This window comes from Psychrobacter sp. NPDC078501 (genome assembly GCF_044900935.1).
Taxonomy (GTDB): Bacteria; Pseudomonadota; Gammaproteobacteria; order Pseudomonadales; family Moraxellaceae; genus Psychrobacter.
This window is the reverse complement of the sequence record NZ_JBJDOS010000007.1, coordinates 1-24,864: the sequence shown is the minus strand read 5'-3', so window position 1 is coordinate 24,864 and position 24,864 is coordinate 1. Positions and strand designations below refer to the sequence as shown.

18 protein-coding genes and 1 pseudogene are annotated in these 24,864 nt (G+C 44.0%); 13 read left to right on the top strand and 6 right to left on the bottom strand.

Annotation, left to right across the window (positions count from 1 at the left end; genetic code table 11):
* Positions 1-7 precede the first annotated feature (7 nt).
* Positions 8-1,084 (bottom strand): esterase/lipase family protein, encoded by a 1,077-nt coding sequence (locus tag ACI2IW_RS11265; RefSeq protein WP_404693695.1) that lies wholly within the window; start codon positions 1,082-1,084, stop codon positions 8-10.
* A 298-nt stretch (positions 1,085-1,382) separates the two neighbouring features.
* Here ACI2IW_RS11265 and map point away from each other — a divergent pair, with 298 nt between their 5' ends.
* Both map and glnD read left to right on the top strand, forming a co-directional pair.
* Entirely contained in the window at positions 1,383-2,174 is a 792-nt protein-coding gene (gene map, locus ACI2IW_RS11260; protein ID WP_390178040.1) for a type I methionyl aminopeptidase, read from the top strand.
* A 238-nt stretch (positions 2,175-2,412) separates the two neighbouring features.
* Positions 2,413-5,169 carry a [protein-PII] uridylyltransferase gene (gene glnD / locus ACI2IW_RS11255; RefSeq protein ID WP_404693694.1) on the top strand — a complete coding sequence of 919 codons (2,757 nt, stop codon included), beginning with the start codon at positions 2,413-2,415 and terminating at the stop codon, positions 5,167-5,169.
* Between the two features lie 81 nt (positions 5,170-5,250).
* Here glnD and ACI2IW_RS11250 read toward each other — a convergent pair whose 3' ends face one another.
* Positions 5,251-5,922, bottom strand: a complete 672-nt coding sequence (locus ACI2IW_RS11250; RefSeq protein WP_404693693.1) for a hypothetical protein — start codon at positions 5,920-5,922, stop codon at positions 5,251-5,253.
* 259 nt (positions 5,923-6,181) lie between these two features.
* Between ACI2IW_RS11250 and dapC the strand changes: the two genes are divergently transcribed.
* The 8 genes from dapC to ACI2IW_RS11210 all read left to right on the top strand — a co-directional run bounded on the left by dapC (position 6,182) and on the right by ACI2IW_RS11210 (position 15,448).
* Positions 6,182-7,411, top strand: a complete 1,230-nt coding sequence (gene dapC, locus ACI2IW_RS11245) for a succinyldiaminopimelate transaminase (RefSeq protein WP_404693692.1) — start codon at positions 6,182-6,184, stop codon at positions 7,409-7,411.
* Positions 7,412-7,564: 153 nt separating this feature from the next.
* Entirely contained in the window at positions 7,565-9,556 is a 1,992-nt protein-coding gene (locus ACI2IW_RS11240) for a DUF294 nucleotidyltransferase-like domain-containing protein (protein ID WP_404693691.1), read from the top strand.
* Positions 9,557-9,638: 82 nt separating this feature from the next.
* The gene (locus tag ACI2IW_RS11235; RefSeq protein ID WP_185156644.1) at positions 9,639-10,244 is read left to right on the top strand and encodes a 3'-5' exonuclease; all 606 of its coding nucleotides are present in this window, start codon (positions 9,639-9,641) and stop codon (positions 10,242-10,244) included.
* 323 nt (positions 10,245-10,567) lie between these two features.
* On the top strand, positions 10,568-12,610 hold the full coding sequence (locus tag ACI2IW_RS11230; RefSeq protein ID WP_404693690.1) for a D-alanyl-D-alanine carboxypeptidase/D-alanyl-D-alanine-endopeptidase: 2,043 nt from the start codon (positions 10,568-10,570) through the stop codon (positions 12,608-12,610).
* Between the two features lie 69 nt (positions 12,611-12,679).
* On the top strand, positions 12,680-13,165 hold the full coding sequence (locus ACI2IW_RS11225) for an ABZJ_00895 family protein (RefSeq protein ID WP_404693689.1): 486 nt from the start codon (positions 12,680-12,682) through the stop codon (positions 13,163-13,165).
* 185 nt (positions 13,166-13,350) lie between these two features.
* On the top strand, positions 13,351-13,899 hold the full coding sequence (locus ACI2IW_RS11220; RefSeq protein WP_404693688.1) for a DUF421 domain-containing protein: 549 nt from the start codon (positions 13,351-13,353) through the stop codon (positions 13,897-13,899).
* 85 nt (positions 13,900-13,984) lie between these two features.
* The gene (rlmH, locus tag ACI2IW_RS11215) at positions 13,985-14,473 is read left to right on the top strand and encodes a 23S rRNA (pseudouridine(1915)-N(3))-methyltransferase RlmH (protein ID WP_057758501.1); all 489 of its coding nucleotides are present in this window, start codon (positions 13,985-13,987) and stop codon (positions 14,471-14,473) included.
* Between the two features lie 84 nt (positions 14,474-14,557).
* Positions 14,558-15,448, top strand: coding sequence for a class III extradiol ring-cleavage dioxygenase (locus tag ACI2IW_RS11210; protein ID WP_102094293.1), 891 nt, complete (start codon positions 14,558-14,560; stop codon positions 15,446-15,448).
* Positions 15,449-15,479: 31 nt separating this feature from the next.
* Here ACI2IW_RS11210 and ACI2IW_RS11205 read toward each other — a convergent pair whose 3' ends face one another.
* On the bottom strand, positions 15,480-16,973 hold the full coding sequence (locus ACI2IW_RS11205; protein WP_404693687.1) for an amidase: 1,494 nt from the start codon (positions 16,971-16,973) through the stop codon (positions 15,480-15,482).
* A gap of 787 nt (positions 16,974-17,760) precedes the next feature.
* On the bottom strand, positions 17,761-21,129 hold the full coding sequence (locus ACI2IW_RS11200) for a DNA translocase FtsK 4TM domain-containing protein (RefSeq protein ID WP_404693686.1): 3,369 nt from the start codon (positions 21,127-21,129) through the stop codon (positions 17,761-17,763).
* A gap of 547 nt (positions 21,130-21,676) precedes the next feature.
* Here ACI2IW_RS11200 and trxB point away from each other — a divergent pair.
* From trxB to ACI2IW_RS11185, 3 genes are read left to right on the top strand one after another with little or no spacing between them, the layout of a single operon-like run.
* The gene (gene trxB / locus ACI2IW_RS11195) at positions 21,677-22,699 is read left to right on the top strand and encodes a thioredoxin-disulfide reductase (protein ID WP_296211177.1); all 1,023 of its coding nucleotides are present in this window, start codon (positions 21,677-21,679) and stop codon (positions 22,697-22,699) included.
* Positions 22,700-23,506, top strand: a complete 807-nt coding sequence (gene aat, locus ACI2IW_RS11190) for a leucyl/phenylalanyl-tRNA--protein transferase (protein ID WP_404693685.1) — start codon at positions 22,700-22,702, stop codon at positions 23,504-23,506. It begins immediately after the preceding gene.
* 29 nt (positions 23,507-23,535) lie between these two features.
* Positions 23,536-23,970: a MerR family transcriptional regulator gene (locus ACI2IW_RS11185; protein ID WP_101204974.1), complete on the top strand. Its 435-nt coding sequence runs from the start codon at positions 23,536-23,538 to the stop codon at positions 23,968-23,970.
* Between the two features lie 93 nt (positions 23,971-24,063).
* On the opposite strand, the gene rimI is transcribed toward ACI2IW_RS11185, so the two are convergent.
* Together rimI and tuf are read right to left on the bottom strand one after the other, a co-directional pair.
* Entirely contained in the window at positions 24,064-24,558 is a 495-nt protein-coding gene (gene rimI, locus ACI2IW_RS11180; protein WP_404693684.1) for a ribosomal protein S18-alanine N-acetyltransferase, read from the bottom strand.
* Between the two features lie 153 nt (positions 24,559-24,711).
* Positions 24,712-24,864, bottom strand: a pseudogene (tuf, locus tag ACI2IW_RS11175) (elongation factor Tu); the annotation flags it as partial.

Genomic DNA, 24,864 nt, shown 5'->3' with positions numbered 1-24,864 from the left:
GTTCAGCTTATAGGTTGGCATTTTTCAGACGGTTTACCTGAGTACGGTAGATAGATTTTGGCTCAGACTCTCCCCATGCCGTCAGACCCAAGACTTGATCAGCGGAATCCAAATGGTTCATTCTATAATTATCACGAATCACATAGCCAAGACGACTTGAGCAAGCAGATACCAATCCATCGTTAGACTCACCTGCAAACGGTACGCCCGTTGCGGCTAATAGGTAATCGCTAGGATCAAGTGCGCTCGTTATTTGCCCGACGCCGCTAAACGAATAGTACTTGATGCCATTGACCGCCGTACTAGTCGGTTGACCACAATAGTTTTTTGGCATTGCTGCAGGAAATTTGGCATTGAACTTAGCAGCACCATCGGTCGATAGAGCCACGAGCGCTTGCCAGCCATCTTGTTGTTGAATTTGATTGAAACTGATACCAGAACCAATATCTGTAAAGCCACCAATCAGATTAAACACGCCTGATACTAGCTGGGTGGTGACATTAGATGGCTGTCCAGAAGTATTATTTGGCTCAAGGACATCTTTAACAAAATCAGCGGTTTTTGATCCTTGCTCTGGGCTTGATACCGCAGTTACTGAGGCCACGTACTTTGGCGCGACGCCAGCGACATAACGAATATCTATACCGCCCTGACTGTGTCCAAACAAATTGACTTTAGACTCACCTGAAATGGCAGCAATGGTCTTGACCTGTTGTAGCAGTTGCTCACCTCGAACTTCGCTATTATTGACCGCTGATGTTTTGGTGGTATATACCTCTGAGCCACCTTTCATCAAGTCTTCTGGAATCCCGTTGAAATAATCAATGACTCCAAATAACGTCGTGAAGCCGCCAAGTCCATGTGCTAAGACGACTGGATATTGAGTTTTAGTGTAACTAGAAGTGAAATATTTACTGTCTACCAACTTGCAACCGTTAGCATTGGCACAATTATAGTATTGTCCTGCAGCTTGAGCAGAAGTGGTTTGTATGGTCATTAGAAGTACACCAGCACTGATTGAACCCAGTATCGGTAACAATGTCTTTGGTGTGAGAGCTGCACGAATGTACAAAGAAAGCGTCATAACAACATCCTTGTTATCATTGATTTGGTTATTTTTACTGCACAACTACAGTAAAAATTGCTGCTAATTCCGTTAGCAGGCAAAATTACATTACTTATATATCCTGCAACATTCAACTAATTTGTCAAAATATGAATATATTAGTCTGACTAATGAGTCATATAAGCCCTTACCAAGCTGTGAAGCAATTATTTTCAATGATAATGATAGGTACACTATCACTTAACGTAAAAGTGTCACTAGTACGTTTATGGTATAATCTATCTACAATGAACCCATAATTATAAGATATACGATGATGACTAAAAAATCCCTTATCCAGTCTCCAGAAGCCATAGAAAAAATGCGTGTGGCCGGTAAACTCGCTAGTGATGTCCTTGTCATGCTCGACGAGCATGTCAAAGTGGGCGTCAGTACCGAAGCACTTAATCAGATTGCCCATGACTATATTGTTAATGTGCAGCAGGCTATCCCTGCCCCACTTAATTATAATGGTTTTCCAAAATCTATCTGTACCTCAGTCAACCATGTTGTCTGTCACGGTATCCCAACTGAAAACAAGCTGCTGAAAGATGGTGATATTATCAACATCGACGTGACTGTTATCAAAGATGGCTACTATGGCGATACCTCAAAGATGTGGATCGTCGGCAACGGCTCTATCATGGCACAGCGTATTTGCAAAGTGGCACAAGATGCTCTTTATGCAGGTATGAGCGTGGTCAAGAACGGTGCTCGCTTAGGTGATGTCGGTGCTGCTATTCAGGCCGTTGTCGAGCCTGAGCGCTTTAGTATCGTTCGCGAGTTCTGTGGTCATGGTATCAGTGATGAATTCCACCATGAGCCACAAGTCATGCACTATGGCAAAAAAGGCACTGGTTTTGAGCTAAAAACAGGTATGACGTTTACCATCGAGCCTATGATTAACCAAGGCACGTGGCAGACTAAGATTTTGCCTGATGAGTGGACGGCGATTACTAAAGACCGCAAATTGTCTGCTCAATGGGAGCACACCATGGTCGTAACAGACAATGGCTGTGAGGTATTTACTACTCGCCCCGAAGAAGATTTAAGTTTTTTGACGCAGTAGTACAATCAAAGATCGCTTAGGCGGTCTTTTTTTGGTCTTTAATTAGGGCATATTGAGTATTGTGCTTATAGGCGCTTTGTCTTTATACTCAGATGACCTAATAACTTCTATTGATATACTTATCAGCACTTTTATTGATAATTGCTATTCGTGACTTTTATTAGCCATCAGTACATTAGACGCCCAATAGCGCTCAGCTCAAACGTTCTATTTCTAAACTCTTAACTGGATAACACTCATGTTTAATTGTGATATCGCCTCTGTTGATTTGACGCCTTTACCGATACTACCAAGTGAGGTGGCGACAGACTCATCCCCACTGTCAGCCAAAAATGTGACAGACAAGAATCTGCTTGGCATTCCTGAATGGTTGGCCCAAATCAATGACGATATCAGCCGCTCATTAGAACGTGGTACTAACATTCGCCAACTGGTTGCAGCACGTGCTTGCGCTATCGATAGCCTATTGATTGCGTTGTTTAAATGGTTTGAATTGGATAAGACTGATTTGGCGTTTTTTGCGACTGGTGGCTACGGGCGCGGCGAGCTATCGCTCTACTCAGACATTGATATTTTGCTTCTGTCTCCTGGTGAGATAGGTACTGATGCCAGTAGCAAAATCGACAAACTGGTCGCTCTACTATGGGACATAGGACTAGAGCCTGCACTCTCCGTACGTAGTGTTAATGATGCGCTAGAGGCCGCGCTTGACCATACGATTGCTAGTGCTCAGCTAGAGGCTCGACTCCTAATCGGTAACGAAGCATTGCAAGACATGCCCGCTCAAATCGTTAATAAACAGTGGTCTCCGCGCGCATTTTTTGATGTAAAAATGGAAGAATCCAAAGCGCGTTACTTGCAGCACAATGCCACCGAATACAACCTTGAACCCAATATCAAAACAGCACCAGGCGGGCTACGTGATATCCATATCATCGGCTGGGTCACCAAGCGTTATTTTCGCGTGAGCAAGCTATATGATTTAGTGCAACAGAACTTTTTGACCGAAAAAGAATTTGATGAGCTGAATTTTGCCGAAGGGTATTTATGGCAAATTCGTCATTACTTACATGTACTGACTGGCCGTAACGAAAACAAGCTGTTGTTTGATTATCAGCGTGAGATTGCTCAGCTAATGGGCTACGAGACCCAGCCTGATGACCAGCCTAATGCTGCGGTCGAACGGTTTATGCGCGACTACTATCGCTGTGCGATGCAGATATCAACGCTGTCTGAGATGCTGACCAATCATTATTATGAAACGATAATAGAGCCACAGCTGCCTGACGATGAACGTCCAAAAAAACAGCCTATAAATGCACGGTTCAACCGTATTGGTAACCAAATTGCCATCGCCCATCATCGAGTTTTTGCACAGCACCCAGATTCTATCTTAGAGATGTTTTTATTGATGGGTCAGCATGGCATCGATAAAGTTCGCACCCATACTTTGCGCGCACTCAAAATTGCCGCACGCGGCATCGATCAGATATATAGAGACAACCCTACTCACAAAGCGTTGTTTTTATCAAATCTAAAAGAACAGAATTACCTGTTTCATCGTCTGCGTACCATGAATCGCTATGGAGTACTGGGTAACTATATTCCTGCGTTTGCGCAAGTCACTGGCCTTATGCAGTATGACTTGTTCCATCGTTATACAGTAGATGCGCATACCTTGTTTTTGATTAGAATTTTGCACCGATTTACAGATCCGACCTTTCAAGAAGAGTTTCCACTGGTCAGCTCTATCTTTCAGCGTATCGAGCGTAAAGAGATTTTGGTATTGGCAGCGATGTTCCATGATATTGCTAAGGGCCGTGGCGGTGACCATAGTGAGCTTGGTCAAACTGAATCGATTGAGTTTTGCTTATCGCATGGTATGAGCTTGGCAGATGCGAACTTAGTAGGCTGGCTCACACGCTATCACCTTCTTATGTCGATTACTGCACAGAAAAAAGATATCTCAGACCCTGAGGTGGTGACTATTTTCTCTGATCTTATTGGCAATGTAACTCATCTAAACCATCTGTATGTACTGACGGTGGCTGATATGAATGCGACCAACCCACAGCTATGGAACAGCTGGCGGGCGACCCTGATGAAACAGCTATACTCACAAACTCGGCGCATTTTGCGCGCTGATATCGATGCGCCTACCAATCGTCAAGATATGATTAGTGCTACACGCAAGCAAGCGTTGACGATGCTAGATAATGTCAACAACCAGCATATGAACCGCGATGAAGTATTGCGTCTGTGGGATGACTTGGGCGATGAGTATTTCTTGCGAGAGATTGCAGAAGATATCTTATGGCATACCGAAGCTATTTTGAATCACCCACCGATTGGATTGGCCTCTAACGCTGACAGTCCACCATTGGTCGTTTTGCGTGAACATCGCGAATTGGCACTTGATGCGGTACAGGTCTTTGTCTATACCCAAGATCAGATGAATTTGTTTGCCGTTACCATGGCAGTATTTGATCAGATGAATCTAGATGTTTTAGATGCACGCATTATCACAGCGACCCGTGACTTTGCTTTGGATTCTTATGTATTGCTAGATCCTAGTGGCACATTGCTGGTCAATGAAGAGAGCCAACAAGAGCTAAAACAACGCTTAATTGACTCGTTCAAAGATCCTACCGTGCTCAAACTGACGAACAAGCGTATGCCGCGTCAGTTAAGACACTTTGAAGTGAAAACGGTGATTAACTTTGAATTCAATGAAGCATCAGACCAGCACATCATGAGCTTAGAAACGCTTGATCAGCCAGGGCTATTGGCGCGAGTTGGGCAAGTGTTTTTGCAAGAGCAAATCGAAGTACATGCTGCGCGTATTACTACTCTAGGTGAGCGTGCTGAGGATATGTTTTATATCAGTGATCAAAACGATAAGCCACTCTCACCTGATAGACTGGAAGCATTAAAGGCAGCTCTGTTAGCCAGTCTTACCGTTCAGAAAGAGCATAATAGCGTAATATATTTTTGATACGGCTAGATAGTTTTGGTTAGCCATTATTTTGAATATTAACTAGCAAAAGTAGTCTGATAGTCATCATAGAAGTACGTTTTATAGCGTACTTCTATAAGTTATCTCGCTAGCATGTTCGTTCAGTTCATCGTCAGCAAGCTCTGGCGGCAAAACACCTACTTCGGGTGGCTGCTGCTCCATAATTAATCGTCCAGCATCAACTTCTTTTTGTAGCAGACATTGCAAGCTTGCTAGGTGAAACTGTCCGTCTAGATAATCATCTAACGCTTCCAAAGAGATAGGCGATTTGGCATGTACATCAGGATACAGGCTATCCTCTGCCAAAATAATCATTTCATTGAGCGCCTCTTCGCCCATCAGCTCGTCGTTATCTATTTTGCGCTGGAGTTTGTTTTCCAACTGGCCTTTAGCAGCAAGGGCGCTGACAAAAAGTAGGGTCTGTATTACAAACAAAGAAACGTACTGCCATAGCGGTAATGAGATACCAAATATATTATTGAGTAGCATCAATGCCATGGCTACTACCACATAACCGACCAATTGCCACAACAGCCACATAATTAGGCTGTTTTCGCCAAACCAAAACATTTTCTTTTCCTGACGCTCAATCAGTTGCTGACGCGCTTGCCACCAGCACTGCTCACGTTCTTTGAGCAGTTTATACAGTTTGGAACGCTGCAAATTATTATCAAGGTTTTTGTTATTGATATCTTTAGCGATGAGATCATCATTATTTAGCACACTAGACATATCAGACTATCCTTAAAACGACCTAATACTCTTGTGAGTAATCATTTTTATGTTGTTATAGGTTATAAATAAAGAAAGTTTTGAAAGGCTTCTCGACGACTACCTATTTATTAGCCATAAATTGAATAGCTTATGTTCAGTAAAGGCAAATTCACGATATAAGAAGCAAAGGACAAAAAATTAGAGAAGTGCTACACTGCTCTAATGTAAATTTTCTTTATAACTTTATTATTAATTGTCTATTATAGTTACCACACTTATGAATCACAACTTAACGTATTTGCATCCTTATCCTTTCGCAAAGATGGCAACACTACTTGCCGACAGTAAGCCTGCCAACGGTTACAGTGAAATAAAGCTCGGTATTGGTGAGCCAAAACATGAGCCCCCTGCATTTGTGCTGGACGTCCTACGCGAAAACTTGGACAAAATAAGTCGTTATCCGACTACAAACGGTATGTTTGAGCTCCGTCAAACTATCGCCCACTGGCTAGAGAAGCGGTTTTTTCTAAATCATGTCGATGCCAATACTCAAGTATTACCAGTAATGGGCACACGTGAAGCGATTTTTAGCTTTGTACAAGCGGTCGTTGATCATGATGTAGCTGACAAAGATAGTAATTCTCTAGCGTCTGATACATCGCCTACAGTCGTCATGCCCAACCCGTTTTATCAGATATATGAAGGCGCAGCGATACTGGCACAGGCAACGCCTTACTTTGTCCCTTGTACATCAGCTAATGACTACAAAGGCGACTATCGCGCGGTACCAAAAGACGTTTGGACTCGTACGCAGCTATTGTTTGTCTGTAGCCCAAACAATCCAACAGGCGCCGTCATGACAATGGATGATTGGGAATACCTCATTCGCCTATCAGATCAGTACGGTTTTATTATTGCCAGTGACGAGTGTTATAGCGAACTGTATTTTGATACAGCACCGATTGGATTGCTCCAAGCTTGTGCGGCTCTTGGTCGCCGTGATTTCAAAAACTGTATCGTGTTCCACTCTCTATCCAAACGTTCAAACTTACCGGGTTTACGCTCTGGATTTGTGGCTGGTGATGCCAAAGTTTTGCAGGCTTATTTGCAATATCGTACTTACCAAGGTTGTGCGATGCCGATACCTCATCAGTTGGCCTCTATCGCTGCGTGGCAAGATGAAAAACACGTCGCTCATAATCGCGCGTTATACCAAGAGAAGTTTGCTCTATGGATGTCTGAGCTTGGGGAATTGCTAGAGTTACGCATGCCTGATGCTGGGTTCTACTTCTGGGTCAAAGTACCTGAGCAGTTCGGCGGTGATGATGAAATCTTTGTCAAAGCGTTGTATGAGCAAGCCAATATCCATGCATTGGCAGGACGCTATTTGTCACGTGAAGTTGATGGTCATAATCCTGGACAAGGTTATGTGCGTATCGCTCTGGTCGCGAGTGTCGATGAGAGCCGAGAAGCAATCAGTCGTATTCGCAAATTATTAGGTGCTTAAAGCTAATTAGAAAAATCTAATGTAGCTGGAATAAATGTCGCAGTAGCAAAAAGCCTCCAATAACCACAATATAGATAGGGTTATTGGAGGCTTTTTGTTTTATTAATGCTATAGTAAAGTCTCTGCCGAAAATATGCCATCAAGGATGATGCCATGCCCCATCTTGATTTTAGCCAACCGCCCTTCGACGTATTGAGCTTAGCCGAGCGTCAAAGCATTAGAAAAAACACCCAAATACGCTACCTTGCCAAAAATGAAAGCTTGCCTGCAGGAGAATTGCAATGTCTGTATGTGGTCATCAAAGGGCAAATCGAGCAATCATTAGATGGTGAATTTGTCGCGTCCTATGTAGGTAGCAATCACGCTGACGGTCTGAACAATAATGATTGGTTTGATAGCCGCCGCTTACCTGAATCACTTACCAAGGATAATCAGCTAGAGCCTGAAAGTACACCTATACAGCCCTATCAATTCCGAGCCAATGAAGAGACGTTACTGCTCCAAGTCGCTGGCACTGCTATCGATAAAATCAGCGCGCAAAATCATTTGGTACGCCAAATGCTATCAGACAAGCTGCCTGAGCGATTAAAAGCATTGCGCCAACGACGTCATAATAAAACGCTAGATCCTGCCAGCTATACCAACCAACAAGAAGTACAGCAAATCATGCTGCAGCCAGTGATAGATGTTCATCTGTTACCAGTACATATCGTCGATGCCGATGATAGCTTGTACGAAGCGGCCCGCATCATGACCAAAGCTGGATTAAAACATGTACTAGTCCGACCGCTACATAGCTTAGAGGGTTTAAATAACTTAGGTGACTTACAACTAGATGATTTAGATGGCTCACAAACAGCGCAACATGAGACAAGATTACTCTTAGGGATTCTGACCGATACTGATATTTGTCGCGCAGTAAGTGATAAACAAGATCCTGCTACTACTCTTTGCCAGCGCTATGCAAATTTTAATCTGCGCACGATCAAAGCCAGTGATGAGATTGGCGATGCGCTGCTGACCATGACTCGCTATCGTATTCATAGACTGCCAGTTATTGATAAGAGTGGCGATGTCGTCGGTGTGCTTGGGCAAAGCGATATGCTCGCTCACATTGGCCATCATTCACAGCTCATTAGTATTCAAATCGAGCAAGCACAGGACTTATCTAGCCTAGATACCGCTGTTGAGCTGATCGGTCGCTATATTCGTGCACAGCATCATAATGGTGTCAAAATCGGCAATATCAGTCGTATGGTACAGACGCTAAATGCGCAGGTATTTACCAAACTATGGCAGCTAATCGTACCTGATGAAGTGATGGCCAATACTTGCCTTATTGTTATGGGTTCAGAAGGGCGCGGTGAGCAAATCATGCGTACCGATCAGGACAACGCGCTCATCATTCGCGATGGCTATACGCATCCTGACCTAGCACAGTTTGCTGATACTTTTAATAGCCATTTAGCAACGCTTGGCTACCCACTGTGTGATGGCAATATTATGATGACCAATCCTATGTGGCGACAATCACTTAAGCAATTCACTGCGCAAATTGACCTATGGTTTAGAAACTCCGACCCGATGCATGGTATTTACTTGTCTGCGATACTAGATGGTGAATACGTCTGCGGCGATGAGTCACTGCTTACTCAAGTACGTCAGCATTTAAAGCTTACTCATCAACAAGCAGACCCTATGTTTGTCAGGCAGTTTGCACGGGCAGCGCTACAGTTTGGCGATGTTAATCAATGGTGGCAAAAGTTTGTCCCTTTATTGGGTGGTAAATCAGCATCATCTGATATCGACCTAAAAAAAGCCGGTATATTTCCCTTGGTGCATGGCATCCGTACCTTAGCTTTAGAAAACAATGTGCTCGACGTGCCTAGTACCAAGGCGCGTTTAAAGGCTTTGGTGCAGGTTGATGCTATGACTCAAGAACGCGCTGATACGCTGCTAGAAGCGCTAGAGTTTTTTATGGCGCAGCGCTTATCTGTGGCGCTCTCGACCGACGATAAGTATGCACGGCAAGTAGACCCTACGACTTTGACTGCACTTGAACGTGACCTACTCAAAGAGTGTCTGGCCGTGGTCAAAAGCTTTAAGAATCAATTACGTCAACACTATCAGTTAGAAATCGCATAAACGTGGCCGTCTTAATACAGAGGATTCATGAATAGATAAAGATCCCAAATACAAAAACAACATAGATGGATGAGCAACCAATATGAGCTGGTTACAGCAGTTATCTTGTGCTTGGCAAAAGACGCAATTGCAGCGTCCAGAGCTGGCCTCAATGTTTACGACACCTTCGGCTGAGCAGTGGGTGGCGATTGATTGCGAGATGACAGGGCTGAACCCCAAGAAGCATCACCTGCTGTCTGTAGCAGTGATACATATTAATGGCAATACCATCGACACAGGTAATGGTATGCATTTGGTTTGCAGTCCTCCTGTAATGCCAGACCGCGACACTATTGTCATCCATGGCCTACGTACCGCCGACGTTGAACATGGCATGAGTTACGATGACATGTTGGCACTACTACTACCATTCATAGGTAATCGACCAATCGTTGGATTCTGTACACAGCTAGACATGGCTTTTTTGAATCCTTTGGTTAAACGCTATATGGGAACCCCGCTACCAAACGAAGTCATAGATTTGCGTCATCTGTACAGTCGGCGTATCAGTGGTCACACACAAGGGCTTTCTGGCCAAGCCCAACATCTGACTCGCATATTAGCCCATTACAATATTCCTGAACTGGGCGCGCATGATGCTTATAACGATGCTGTTATGACGGCGATGGCTTTTTTACATGTGCGTTAGCAGCAAGTCATGCTCTCAGTTCAATCTATAGTTAGCGTTAGTTATCTAAATAAGGGCGTCATTATCGCTAGGGCGTGTCCTCATTTTGAAAATGGTGATAAAAATGAAGTAAATGGTAGTCAAACAAGGAAAGGAGTACAGATAATATCGAGATATTAGCCAGCTACTTGACGCAGTTTGGCAAAGATTTAGCCATTTTTAGCCCATTTAAATTTTATTGTTCAGATTGATGACACGCCCTAAAATTGTGCTGCTGGCATCGTGCGCGAAAACAGCAACTCATGTTACCATAGGCTGTTTTTGCCACCTGATGAAAGATGCTCATGCGATACCCTTCTAAACGCCGTCATTACTCTACTGCTGCAACCAAAATTGATACGCTTTGTCGTCATTTGCGACCGCTGAACCAACCTAGTAAACGTCTATCTAGGTTAGCGTTATTGGCAGCAGTTATAGTAGCGCCAATACATGCTCAAGCCGTGTTACCAGCAGCCATTCAAAAAGCCTTGGCACGTGCCGATTTGACAGAAGCGGATATCAGTATCGTTATTACACCTGTAGGTGACAAGACTGCCAGCCGTCTGCCTGCTCCTATTCAAGTCATTGATAGTGATGAACCTGACAGCCAATCTGCAACTACTATAGTATCTGAGCATCCAGTTACGAACGCCTCTACGGATACAAGTACCAGCGACCCGAGCCACCAGAACGTCTTAATTACCATAGAGCAGCGCACTATTGAGAAGCACGAGCGAAAGATACATACCTATACCGATGACCCTTATACTTATCAGAGCGTAGAGAGCATTCCAACGGTTATTCCTGACGAACCTCAGCATACGCTTGATCAGAATGCCAAGGCCCAAGATACTGAGAGCAATAATAAAGCCTCTATAAAGATTTCATTTTCGCCTTTGCTAGATCACCAGTCTGACATCCCTCGTACGCCTGCAAGCACCATGAAACTCGTGCCTAGCTTTATCGCTTTGGACACTTTAGGGGCAGATTTTGTGTGGCATACACGGGTTTATCACACAGGTATTGTCATCGGCAACCGTCTACATGGTGACTTGATTATTCAAGGAAGTGGCGACCCCAAAATGACCCACGAACGTCTGAAGCAGTTGCTGTATAAAGTGCAAGCATCCGGTATTCGTCACATCGATGGTGACATCATCATCGACAGCGCAGTTTTTAATAATGTTAGTAAAGATCCAGCCGCCTTTGATAACTCACCGCTACGCCCTTATAACGCCAGCCCTGATGGGTTTTTGGTTAACTTTAGCACCATTGGTATCAAAACTTACCCTCAAGATAACGGCCAAGCAAGTGTGACCTATAAGCCGCGGTTAGCCAACTATCAGCTGCCTGCTACAATCAATACCCGTGCAGCCAGTTGTGGGCAAGCAAGCTATAGCCTAGCGCCGCAGTGGCAAAACACGCAGCTTGTGTTAAATGCCAGTCTGCCAGAGAGCTGCGGCGAGCATATCTTTTATGTAGCATATCCCAATGCCAAAGAGTTTGCCGCACACGTCATCGCTGCCAAATGGCAAGCGTTGGGGAATACTTTGAGTGGGCAGGTCGTCTCGCAAGAAACCCCTTACGATATGACCAAGACGACAAAACGAGCGCATGGGCTTACGGCTATCGCGATGTCTCCTCTACCTATGGTCAGCTATCCGTCGTTGAATTTAACCGAGCAGATTCATGACATTAACCATTTCTCAAACAATGTCATGGCTGAGCAAGTGGCGCTATCTATAGGCGCTTATGATAAAGAAAGGCTGACTCATTCAACATCTGCTAGCACAACTGCGACTAGTCCAAGCAGTCATGAAGCCAGTGCTAGTAATGAGATGGATAATAAGGTAGCAGCTGATAAATCTAGTAGCAAAAAGGCGGATAGCTTATATCAGTTTGGCAAACCTGCTACAACAGACTATCCAGCAGCCTTACAAACCATCAATCAATGGTGGCAAACCAACCTCAGTACGCCACCGCCCCATTTGACCAATGGCTCAGGACTTTGCCGCGAGTGTACAATCACCGCAGCCAACCTAAGCGAGCTACTGACTTATGCTTATAGTCGACCAAATTTTGAAGCCTATGTCGACTCGTTAGGTGTCGCTGGGGTTAGTGGCACCATTGCCGCTCATAGCGATCGCTTGCCTGAATCTGTAGCTACTGGCCGCGCATGGATAAAAACTGGCACGTTAAATAACGTCACCTCAATGGCAGGTTATGTCAAAGGGCTGTCAGGACAGGATTATGTTGTCGTCGGTATAATTAATACTGATCAAGCATTAAATCCTTATGCAGCAAGGCCTGTGCTAGATGCCATGCTCGACTGGACAGCGCAGCGTTGATATTTTAATTAACACTTTAAGACGTTGCGTTATCAATATTTTATTTTTTACCTTTATAAAGGTTAGCTTATGTCACGCCAGACAACCAGTCTTAACAAACCTCAGACGCTTACACAAGTGCAGCCCAAACTGGCTCGATATGTCGGTTTTTTTGCGATTGGATACACGCTCGCCAGTACCATATTTATGATGATACAGACCAAGCTTGCGCTCAATCCACAATTGGTCATGGTGGTTTCTATTATCGTAGGTGCCTATATCGCTGTTAGTAAATTTATCAAACATCAGAAACGAGCATTAGCGAGAGATGAGATTAATAAATTGATGTTAGGTGGGGTTGTGACTGTCTGGATGCTGACTGTCATTTATTTTTCAGCCATCTGGTTTTGGCTGTTTGATACGATAAGCCGTGAGGTATTGTTTGAGATGGCGATGCAGCGTCCACTGCCCCTGCTTTCATCACTAATGCTAATGCTGGTTCTCACTCTAGTCAGTGCGCGAATCAGTCTATGGTCTATCAATCGATTATTAGACCCTATACGCAAATCAACGTAAGTACAAACCATCATCTACAAGGTGCTACAAAGTTTTCCCCTGCTAATGCGTAAAATCCGTTAGGCTAAGTTTAGGGCGTGTCATTATTTTAAGAATAGTATTAAAAATGAGACAAAGTAAGATGCGCCCTAGTAAGTAGTATTTTAGCGATGACTTGTTTTACCTTTATAATAGGAGCGAACATTATGGACATGATCTTTTTTGATAACATAGACAAGCTTGGTCGTATTGTTTTGACGACTGTTATGGTTTACGTGTTGATCGTGACAGTCACCAAAGTCTCTGGCAAACGCTCAACGTCACAGCTCAACAACTTCGATTGGATCGTTACGGTCATGATCGGCTCGTTGGGTGCCAGTACGATTTTGCTCAAAGACATTCCCTTTGTTGAAGGGGTGTCTTCTATTTTAGTATTGTACCTATTGCAATTTGTGGTTACCAAATATGCGTCTGTTTCACCGCAATTTAGTAACTTTATTTTATCAGAGCCGCGTATCGTTTTTTATCAAGGGCAATTTTTGCCAGATGCCATGCGTGATGAGCGTTTGACGCGTCAAGAAATCGAATGTGCCATGCGTTCTGAAGGGATTAATAGTTTTGATGATGTCGAAGCTATTGTTTTTGAGTCTGATGCAAAATTGACTGTCATTCCAAAGCCAAGCCAAAGTAATAAGAGCGACGATGATCAAAACACGAATAGCAACGTATCAGAGACGATTAACCCTCTGATGTAAATTGCAGACAATGAAGAACGAGCGATACAACTATTAAGAACACGCCCTAGTAAGCTTGAATTCAATTATCGAGATGGTAAGCATTATGAAAGTAAGGATTTTGACCGTTGGCAATAAAATGCCTAGCTGGGTACAGACGGGTTTTGACGAATATTACAAACGCATTCAACCGATGCTAAGCACAGAAATTGTCGAGATTGCGGCAGCCAAGCGGGCAAAGAACCCTTCAGATGCCAATCTGGCACAATACCGTGAGCAAGAAGGTCAGGCCATACTGGCCGCTCATAATGCATCAAGCCGCGAGCAATTGTGGGTATTAGATGTCAAAGGCAAGATGATTTCGACAGAAGGACTGGCTGATAAGCTCGCAGATGGCATGCTACAAGGCGATGATATTGCCTTGGTCATCGGCGGCGCAGATGGCGTCTCACCAGAAGTATTGGCAAAGGCCGATGCAAAATTATCATTGTCAGCACTGACATTGCCGCATCCGCTAGTACGCGTCGTACTCATGGAACAACTGTATCGCGCGATGAGTATTAATAATAATCATCCTTATCACCGTGGTAATTAAATAAAAGACTAAGCTACTTTTTTGATTCAAAACATTAACCCTAAAATAGATTGAAATACTGGCGCACGCCCTAATAAATGCAACATGAAATATCCAAAATGTGCGACACCCAACGCCTCTAAGCCCTCTCATCAACGTGATGACCATCATAGTGTGCAGACGCCTATCACAGCGGCTGCCGCATGGGAAAATACGTCTGATGTAGCGACGAATACATCTAAGCTACCAGCGCTCTTTATCTCGCATGGCGCGCCTACGCTTGCAATTGAGCAGTCTGCGACGACCAGTGCACTGGCACGTATCGGTCAAAACTTACCTAAGCCACGTGCCATCGTCATTATGTCAGCGCATTGGCAGTCAGCAAAGCTAGAGATTAGTAGTAATCCACAGCCAAAGACGTGGCATGATTTTTCAGGATTTTCGCCTGAACTTTACGACATTCAGTATCCTGCTATAGGTCAGCCAGCACTGGCTGAGACACTTACACAGCAGCTGACCGCACGTGGCATTACTTGTAGTGTCAATCCAGTACGTGCCTGTGACCATGGTGTGTGGGCGCCGCTCAGACATCTGTACCCAGAAGCCGATGTGCCTATCGTACAGATATCACTGCCGCAGCATTATGACAGTATCGCCTGCTATCAGTTAGGCGCGCAGTTGGCACATCTGCGTGATGAGCAAATCCTCGTCATTGGCTCAGGTAACATTACGCACAATTTACAAGCATTGCGCTGGGAAGCCGACAGCATCGATCAAGCAGCCAAAACGTTTAAGCAATGGTTGTTGCAGCAGCTCAAAATAGACATTCCCACGGCGCTCGATTGGCAGCAGTACCCAGACTACAAGGACATTCATCCAAGTGATGAGCACTTGCTACCACTGTTTTTTGCACTAGGTACTGGTCAGCGCGTTTCTGTTGTTCATCAAAGTATGGCCCACCATAGTTTGGGTATGGATATCTATCGCTTTGATTGAATGTGAGCAAGGCGAACACTATAGCTTAACCCTACTTCTCAAAAGCGTGTTTGGTAAATAAACCTGCGCGCTCCATCTCGCCCGCCACGCTGAATAATGTCTCTTCATCATTCATGCGCCCGATTAATTGCATGCCAATCGGTAGGCCTTTTTTGCTCATACCAACGGGTACTGACATTGCGGGTAACCCTGTAACATTACCCAATAACGTAAAACCCATCTTACCTAATACAGGTGCGCTGAGCTTTTCTATCATGCCTGAGCTAAAGGCATATCTACCCATATTAAAACCTTTATTAAGCACCTCGGCGCTACGCATCATCATCTCATCCATACGACTCGGCGGTAACACACCATGCTTTACCGCAGGCGTGGGTACAGTCGGGCACAAAATCATATCATATTCTTCTAGTAATAGACCCGTCTGATACTGGCTATGATGCCAGCCATGTTTGGCATGTGCCAAATCAACCGCTGACAATGAGCGCCCAAGCAGTGCCATATTATAGGTTTGTGGCTCTAGGTTTTTGACGTGGTCAACCCCAAACTCACGCTCGATATTATCAATCGTAAACGCCGTATGCGCGCAGACCACAACGATAAAGTCATGCCAAAACTGCTCGATATTGATGTTTGGCTCGGCTGGTACTACTTCATGACCCATAGACTCTAGTTGCTTAGCCGTTTGCTCAAGTACCGCTAGCACCTCTTTGTCCACTGTCGTATTGGCTATCAATGGCTGCTGATGCAAAGCGATTTTTAGCTTTCGCGGTGCACGCATTGCTGCTTGCAAAAACGTGCCCTCTGGTGGAGCAATAACGTAAGGCGCGCCAATCTCTGCTCCGCTAGTGGCATCTAGCATCGCTGCACTATCGCGTACTGAACGCGTAATCACATGGTCAGCCACGGCGCCTTCCCAGCCTTCACCAAGATTAGGACCCATTGGATTACGTCCACGGCTTGGCTTTAACCCAAACGTACCACACCAAGCAGAGGGGAAACGTATCGAGCCGCCACCATCACCGCCGCCTGCCATCGGGACAATACCGCTCGCAACTGCTGCTGCACTACCACCTGACGAGCCGCCAGAGCTATAGCCTTTTTTAAAAGGATTGTGAGTAGCACCATGCGCTTTTGGCTCAGTGGTGATAATCAAACCAAACTCAGGCGTGTTAGTCTTGCCAAAAGTATTAACGCCTGTCGCTTTCATCCGTTTGACGATTTCACTGTCTTTCTCTGAAATGATATTGACGCTGCGGCTACCCATCGTAATTGGCTCGTCGGCGAAGCTAAATGATAAATCTTTTAGTAAATACGGCACGCCAGTAAATACACCTGAAGGTAAACCTGCCTGCGCAGCATTGTAAGCACGCTCATCAAAACGATGCACGATAGCATTTAGCTTAGGGTTGATTTGATTGGCTTGATGGACAGCAGCGTCTAGCAATTCCTTTGCGCTAACCTCACCTGAATTGACCAAGGCCGCTAAGGCGAGCCCATCATACTGAGTATATTCTTTAAACATAACTAACCTTCCTTGGAGAGTAACTGTCGTAAATTTTGGAGTGATTGCTTTTTAAAATTGATATATATTTACCACTAGATATTAAGTTTCTATCAAAAACTTATAAAATAACCAAATGTCAAAAAGGCTAGCAAACATGAGATAAAAATAGCTCCATTTTTTACTAAATGGAACTTTAATGGGAATAACACAGCATAGTTATTTATAAATGGACAAACATAAGCATAGATTTCTTTATAATTAACAAAGTAACATTCCAAAGCATTTTCAACTTCTATAGGAGTGCTTCTCTCGAAAGAATTGTAATGATTCAGTCTGCTAGACTTTTGTACAATACCTTTATAACTATATTTATAGTTGATTTTCAGATTATATAGCTGTATATCTTTTTCTGATTCTTGAGGAAATATAGGGTATATGCTATAGCTGTCAACTGTACATCTCACTCTAGGAAAAAATAGAAAGACAGTATCAAGAATAAATCCTAAAACCATTAAAAATAGTAGAAGGCCACCTAAAAAAACACCTAAATAACATGCTATTAAATCGAAATGAAACATAAGCTTCTTTTACTCTCTAATGTATCGATAAAATATAGATCTCTTAATATTTACATACTGCACCGTACAGCACTTCTAATAAGTGAAGCTCAATACTTGTTTTAATATAAAGTATATCAGTTTAATAAACAGCTAGAAGAGTACATACATATCGTCATCTTAATTTAAAGCAAAAAAACGAGCCATTTTCATGACTCGCTTTTTCGTTATCAACTTAAGAATTAATCCTACATCAATAGTTCACGTTTGCCACTTTTGCCCATCGAGCTGACCAATCCAGCTTCTTCCATAGAGTCGACAATACGCGCAGCACGGTTGTAGCCGATGCTGAATTTACGCTGAATGCTTGAAGCAGAAACTTTACGTGTTTCCATGATAAAGGCCACGGCATCATTATATAAATCATCATCTTCACCAGAGGCATTGGCTGTACTACCACCGCCTGGGCTAGACAATTCAAAGTTGCCTGCCATATTATCAATATAGTCAGGGGCGCCGCGCTCACGCCAAGCGTCACAGACACGGTTAACTTCTTCGTCACTAACGTAAGCCCCATGCACACGATCTGGCTCGATTTGCCCTGGCCCTAAGAACAACATATCGCCGTTACCCAGCATATCCTCTGCACCGCCACTATCCAAAATCGTACGTGAATCGACTTTTGAGTTGACTCGTAGTGCCGCACGCACTGGGATGTTGGCTTTAATCAGACCTGTAATGACATCGACTGATGGACGCTGAGTCGCTAGCATTAAATGAATACCTGCAGCGCGCGATTTTTGCGCCAAACGTGTGATGAGCTCTTCGGCTTGTTTACCAACTTGCATAATCATATCGGCAAACTCATCCGCGACAATGACAATCATAGGTAGTGTTTTTAGCTTAGGTGCTTGGCTAATACTTACGCTGTCATTTGGACGCCATAGAGGATCGAGCATTGGATTGCCTGATTTCTCCGCCGCGATGACTTTCTTATTAAACTCATTGAGCTTACGAACCTTTAGCAAACTCATCAACTGATAGCGACGTTCCATCTCGGCCACACACCATGACAAGCTACTAGCCGCTTCCGTCATATCTGTGACTACTGGCGTTAGCAAATGCGGAATATCATTATAGTTAGCAAGCTCAAGCTGCTTTGGATCAATCAAAATAAGACGAAGCTCATTGGGTGTATATTTGAGTAGCATCGATAGTAGCATCGAGTTAACCAATACTGATTTACCAGAGCCCGTGGTACCAGCGACCAGCATATGCGGCGCACGCGCAAGGTCGGTAATGATTGGGTTACCACCGATGTCTTTACCCATCGCCATGCTAATCTGCGCTTTAGGGTCTTTGAACGTTTCGGTATTGAGCAGTTCAATCAAACGTACCATTTCACGTTTCTTGTTAGGCACTTCGATACCGATATACGGTTTACCCGGAATTACTTCTACCACACGCAAAGAAGCCATTGATAGTGAACGCGCTAAATCACGCGAGATACCTGTGACTTTACTAGCTTTCACACCAGCAGCCAGCTCTACTTCAAAACGAGTGACGACAGGCCCTGGGATAGCATTAACCACAGAGGCTTTTACGTTAAATTCTTGAAGCTTAATTTCTAATAACTCAGACAGTTTTTCAAGCTCAGCCACAGTGTAGCTAGGCTTGCGGTCGGGATCAGGCTTATCCAATATAGACACTTCTGGAATAGGCGTCAGACTGCTGCGATAAGCTGCCGTTTGCATCGAGCGTGATTTCTGACTAAAGGCTGCGTCATCACTAATATGCGGCATGACCGGTACATTGGTGTCGTCATCACTGTCATTTTCTGGCATCATATCAGTGATATGGTTGCTGCTATCGCCCTCTGGGACAGCAAAACTAACAGATGATTGCGCGGACGTTTTAGGCTCAGGCTGTACATTTGAGACTGGGCTAGTCACTTCCACCGTTGGCGTTGCTTTTGGATTGGCAGGAGGCGTATTGGTTGGTGTCATGTCTGAAACGTCTGGCACATCTGACAATGCAGGCTCAGTCTCTACTGTTACCGGAGCGACTTCAGGCTCAGAGACTACTGCTGTCTTTTCGGTATGTGGCAAATCTACAGGCGTATCAAACGGCTGATTGGCTGAATCCTGTGCAAAGCTAATAGGCTCTTCTACGATAGGTTCTGGCGTCTTCTCTGGTACTACTGGCTCAGCTGCTACGGTTTCCTGAACAGGCTTAGAGTATTCAGGCGTTTCTACAATAGATTCCGCAGGTTCTGATATATCAGCATGCTCTGCCAACCATGCTTCTGCCAACTTATCTACTTCCGCAGTCTCATGTGTCGTAGAGATTTTAGGCTCAGCAGATTCAATGACTGGCTGACTGGTCAAATCGTTGTGCACTGACTCATTAATTGATGGCTGAGCTAGTAATTCTTTATCATGTATATCTGGTTGAGCAACCGCTTCCATCGTTGTAGTGGTAACAGTAGCAGGCACTGCTTTCTCTAACGATGCTGTGGTACTAATACCCGTTTGGGAATAGTTGGGTACAGGCATAGCCGAGCTGTCCATGCCATTAGCACTGTAAGCCATCTGCTCACTTGCAAGTAAATCATCGACCGTATTGGCATCATTCCACGCAAAGCTTGGCTCAACTTTGCGAGCAATAGGTGCAGTCAAGTTTGAAACTAATGGCTGGACTGTACTGTTGACCGTACTATCAGTAGCGCTATCAAACGTTCTTGTATCGGCATCTGCCTGCTCACTTTTTACACTATTAGATGTCGTGGCTGCTTTTGCTGCTATAACAGAAGCTTTTACACTCTCTGTCAGACCTGATGTTGCCAAAAAATCTGACAGTACGTTACCAAAACGTCCGCTACTGCTGACATCTTGAGCACTATTAGTGTGGTCAGCTGGTTGCAACTCAAGGGGAAGCTGCTCAGATTCTGCTTGCGGATTACTCGGTTCGCCCTCTATACGCTCAGCATGTTCAGGTTCACTTGGTTTGACAAATTCTACTCCACCTTCATTCTCCACACTTGAGTCATGCCATGACAATGTCCGGATCTTACGATATAGCGCTATCCAATGAACGTTAAAGGCAAAAGTAGCAGTAATCACAACGAACACTGCCAAGAAGACCACACTCCCCCACTGCGATAACAACTGCGCCAAACGTGTCTGTAGCTCTAGCCCGATAATACCACCAGCGATGCCTTCAAGCGCCATTGATGTAGGGTTCGTTACTTGCTGAATCAAAGCGACCAATTGTGCAAAAAATGCGCTCGCACTCAATATTAAAAATACATAGGCGATCAATCGCATCAGCCAAAACGTTGGCTTATTTTCCCACCAAATCAAGATAGATTCATAAACCACGAATGCCAAAAACCACCAAGCACCAAACCCAAAAAAGCTATAAAGCAAATCGGATAACCATGCGCCTGCCTCGCCGCCCATATTATTAATCGTGGTCATATCACTACTGATGTGCGACCAGCTAGGATCGTTGCCTGTATAAGTCATCAAGATGACAAACAGATAAACGGCCAGTATTAACCCAAGGAGGGTAAACATTCCCTTTTTTAAATACTCAATAAGCGGTGCTGATATCACGTAAGATCTGCCTTGTTATTAATACTAAATGGTCGCCAATGCATGACTAAGCCTAATCATGCTGACATAAAGTGTTGACATAAATGTACCGAGCGAAGTGTTTGTTTGGCATGTGCCGATCATAGAGCCTTGCAACAACCGTTATCGCTTGGCTCCTACTACACTTGGCATAACTTCTTATAATAACAAATACATAGGTGCAGTGGCGACAGTCTTATCAAGAAAGCGTGTAAGAAAGTAGATCAGTAGACACTTTGTGTAAGAAAACAGCTGGTTAGCGAAACAATAGTGGAAAAATATGGCTAACTGTATTGCCTAGATTCTATAAAATAGTCTCCGTTTTCGCACTTATGTTCTAAAGTTATTTATTCTTTGATTCTAATGATACCTGTGTTTGTTTTAGCAAACTTGCACTTTGTGCGCTGTGCCCTTATGTTATTATCACACAGCAATTAGAAGAAGCATATTCGTAGTCATTTTTGATATTCCTCTTTTATTATATTTATAACTTACATTTTTAATTCGTATATTTAGCAAGGAACAACTCATGGCAACTGACACTACTGCTCCACGTCACGAAAAGCTCATTATTTTAGGCTCAGGCCCTGCTGGCTACTCTGCCGCAGTTTATGCAGCACGCGCTAACCTTAAGCCAGTTATGGTTACTGGTATGGAAGTCGGTGGACAATTAACCACCACTACCGAAGTCGACAACTGGCCAGGCGATGCGCATGATTTGACAGGTCCTGCATTGATGGAACGTATGAAAGCACATGCTGAGCGTTTCGGTACTGAACTGGTCTATGATCATATCAACGAAGTAAACCTAAACGAGCGTCCTTTTCAGTTGACAGGTAACAACGGTAGCTATACTTGTGACGCGCTCATTATCTCAACTGGTGCCTCTGCACAGTACTTGGGACTAGAATCAGAGACCAAGTTCAGAGGGCTTGGTGTATCAGCCTGCGCCACTTGTGATGGTTTCTTTTATAAAAACCAAAAAGTTGCGGTGATTGGTGGTGGTAATACAGCGGTTGAAGAAGCTTTGTACTTATCTAATATTGCGTCTGAAGTGACCTTAGTGCATCGCCGTGACAGCTTACGCTCTGAAAAAATCTTGCAAGACAAGTTATTTGAAAAAGCTAAGAATGGTAATGTCAAAATCGAATGGAACCACCAAGTGAAAGAAGTGGTCGGTGATGACATGGGCGTCAATGGTGTCGTCATCGAATCTATGATTGATGGTAGTACCAAACAACTAGACACAATGGGTATGTTTGTCGCTATTGGTCATAAGCCAAACACTGACTTGTTCAAAGATCAATTGGATATGAAAGATGGCTACCTGATCGTTAATAGCGGCCTGAATGGTAATGCCACTCAGACCAGTATCGAAGGTGTGTTTGCCGCAGGTGACGTAGCCGATCACGTTTACCGTCAAGCCATCACTTCTGCCGGCACTGGCTGTATGGCTGCGCTAGATGCTGAAAAGTACTTGGATGCACTGGGCGAAACCGTCGCTCGTGATCACACTTACGATTCAACCCTAACTGCAGATAAAGAAGCCTAAATGGGCAACTTTACTCAACAGAACGATAAACACATCACGCCTGAGACTTTAAAAAGTCTTGGGCGTTATGACTTTCCCGATCCCATTTCCATAGATCCTGATGGTATTGGCATCGTCGCTATGGGCGGTGACCTAGCACCTGAAACGCTGATATCAGCCTATGCTCAAGGACTATTTCCTTGGTTTAACGAAGATGAGCCTATTGCTTGGTGGTGTCCCGAGCCGCGTTGTGTGATCGTTCCTTCGGCCTATCAACCGAGTAAGTCTCTACGTAAGCAAGCAAATCGCGAACGTTGGCAAGTGACGCTTAATCAAGCTTTTAATGATGTCATACATGCCTGTAGCTTACCGCGCAATGATGGCCTTAATGACAATCATCCCGAAGGTGAGCATACTTGGATTCATGATGAGATGATCGAAGCTTATACCAAATTGCATGCGCAAGGCTTTGCTCATAGCATTGAAGTTTGGGACGAAGCAGGTCAACTGATTGGCGGATTATACGGGTTAAAAATAAACGGCATCTATTTTGGTGAATCAATGTTTCATCGAGCATCTAATGCGTCAAAGCTAGCGTTTTGGGGTCTGATGCGCTTATGTGAACAAAGTAATGTCGCACTCGTCGACTGTCAGCTACCGAACGATCATTTGATGAGCTTAGGTGCCACTACTTTACCGCGTGCTGATTTCCTAGCTCAGTTAGACAACCTGATTGGTAGCCAGTCTGTACCATGGCAAAAGCACTCTCATAAACCGTTAGCCGTATCGAGACTAGATAGCGAATTGCCGTGGCAACTAGAGTTATGATTATCATAACGAAAAAATAAGAGGTTATTATGGCACTTGATACATCGTTTCTATTGATTGGAGAGCTAGCAGCAAAAGCCAATACGACCAAAGATACGGTTCGCCATTACGAGCAATTAGGCCTACTAAAATCTCGCAAGCGTCAGGCAGGCTCACGCCTATATACCGAATTTCATCCAGAATGTATCGAACGCATAGAGCTAATCAAAAGCGCACAAGCTATTGGCTTCACCCTTACCGAAATTAAAAACAGCTTAAATGATTATTATGATGGTCACTTGGATATTGATTCGCAGCTTGTACTAACACAGCAAAAGCTAGAACAAGTTAAAAAACAGCAAGCCAATATTAGTATAATGGTGGAGCTGCTCAGCGAACGCTTAGATATTTTAGGTCGAATGAAAGCCGATAGTGATTATCAGCTTGATGTGGAAGTCTGTAAAAAGAAAATTCCTTTGCAATAAAGCTTAAATCTTAGTTAACTCTGCTTTTATATCGTAGCTGTTGTAGCTACTTTTATTATCGTCGTTTATTTTTATTAAGCTTTACTCTCTTCATTAAATATAAGTGTGCTGCATGATTAATGCATCGATTGCTGGTTCATGTGGCACTTTATAATATCCTTTGCGTCTATGAATGATGCTAAATGCTTGTTGCTCGTATAACGCTATCGCCGCTGCATTATCGGCACGTACTTCTAACAAAAGACTTTCGACCTGATTAAGCTGTAACAGCTCATGCAGTTTATTTAATACCTGTGAAGCAATGCCCTGACGTTGGTACTTTGGATCAGTTCCGATACGCAACACCTCTGCTTGCTCAAAAGTCGTTTGATATAAGCAATAGCCAACTATTTCACAGTGAGAGACACTCTCTTCTTTGGCTTGATCGTAAGCAATCAGCAGACGAATGCTGTCCTGCTCAAGCAACTCTGTCAACGTTTTCTGATTCCAAGCATCATCTGGTTGCACCATCGCTTCTACACTAGCGACAGTTTGAATGACGTGTTCGAATTCTACTGCATTCGTTGGTAATGCTTCTATCACAAACATGACTTTCATTTAATTAGTCTCATCATTTGGTTGTACTTAGATTATATAAGTAAGTGACCAAATTATTTATTTTTTATCGCAAAAAAAAGGCCACCCTAGATAGGACGGCCTTTTTTATGACTAATTCATAAGCTCATTGCTGAGACTTAATGATTAGTTCAATACGTTAGCAACAACACCAGCACCTACAGTACGGCCGCCTTCACGAATTGCGAAGCGAAGACCTTTGTCCATAGCGATTGGGTGGATAAGCTCTACGCCCATCTCAACGTTATCACCAGGCATTACCATTTCAGTACCGTCTTG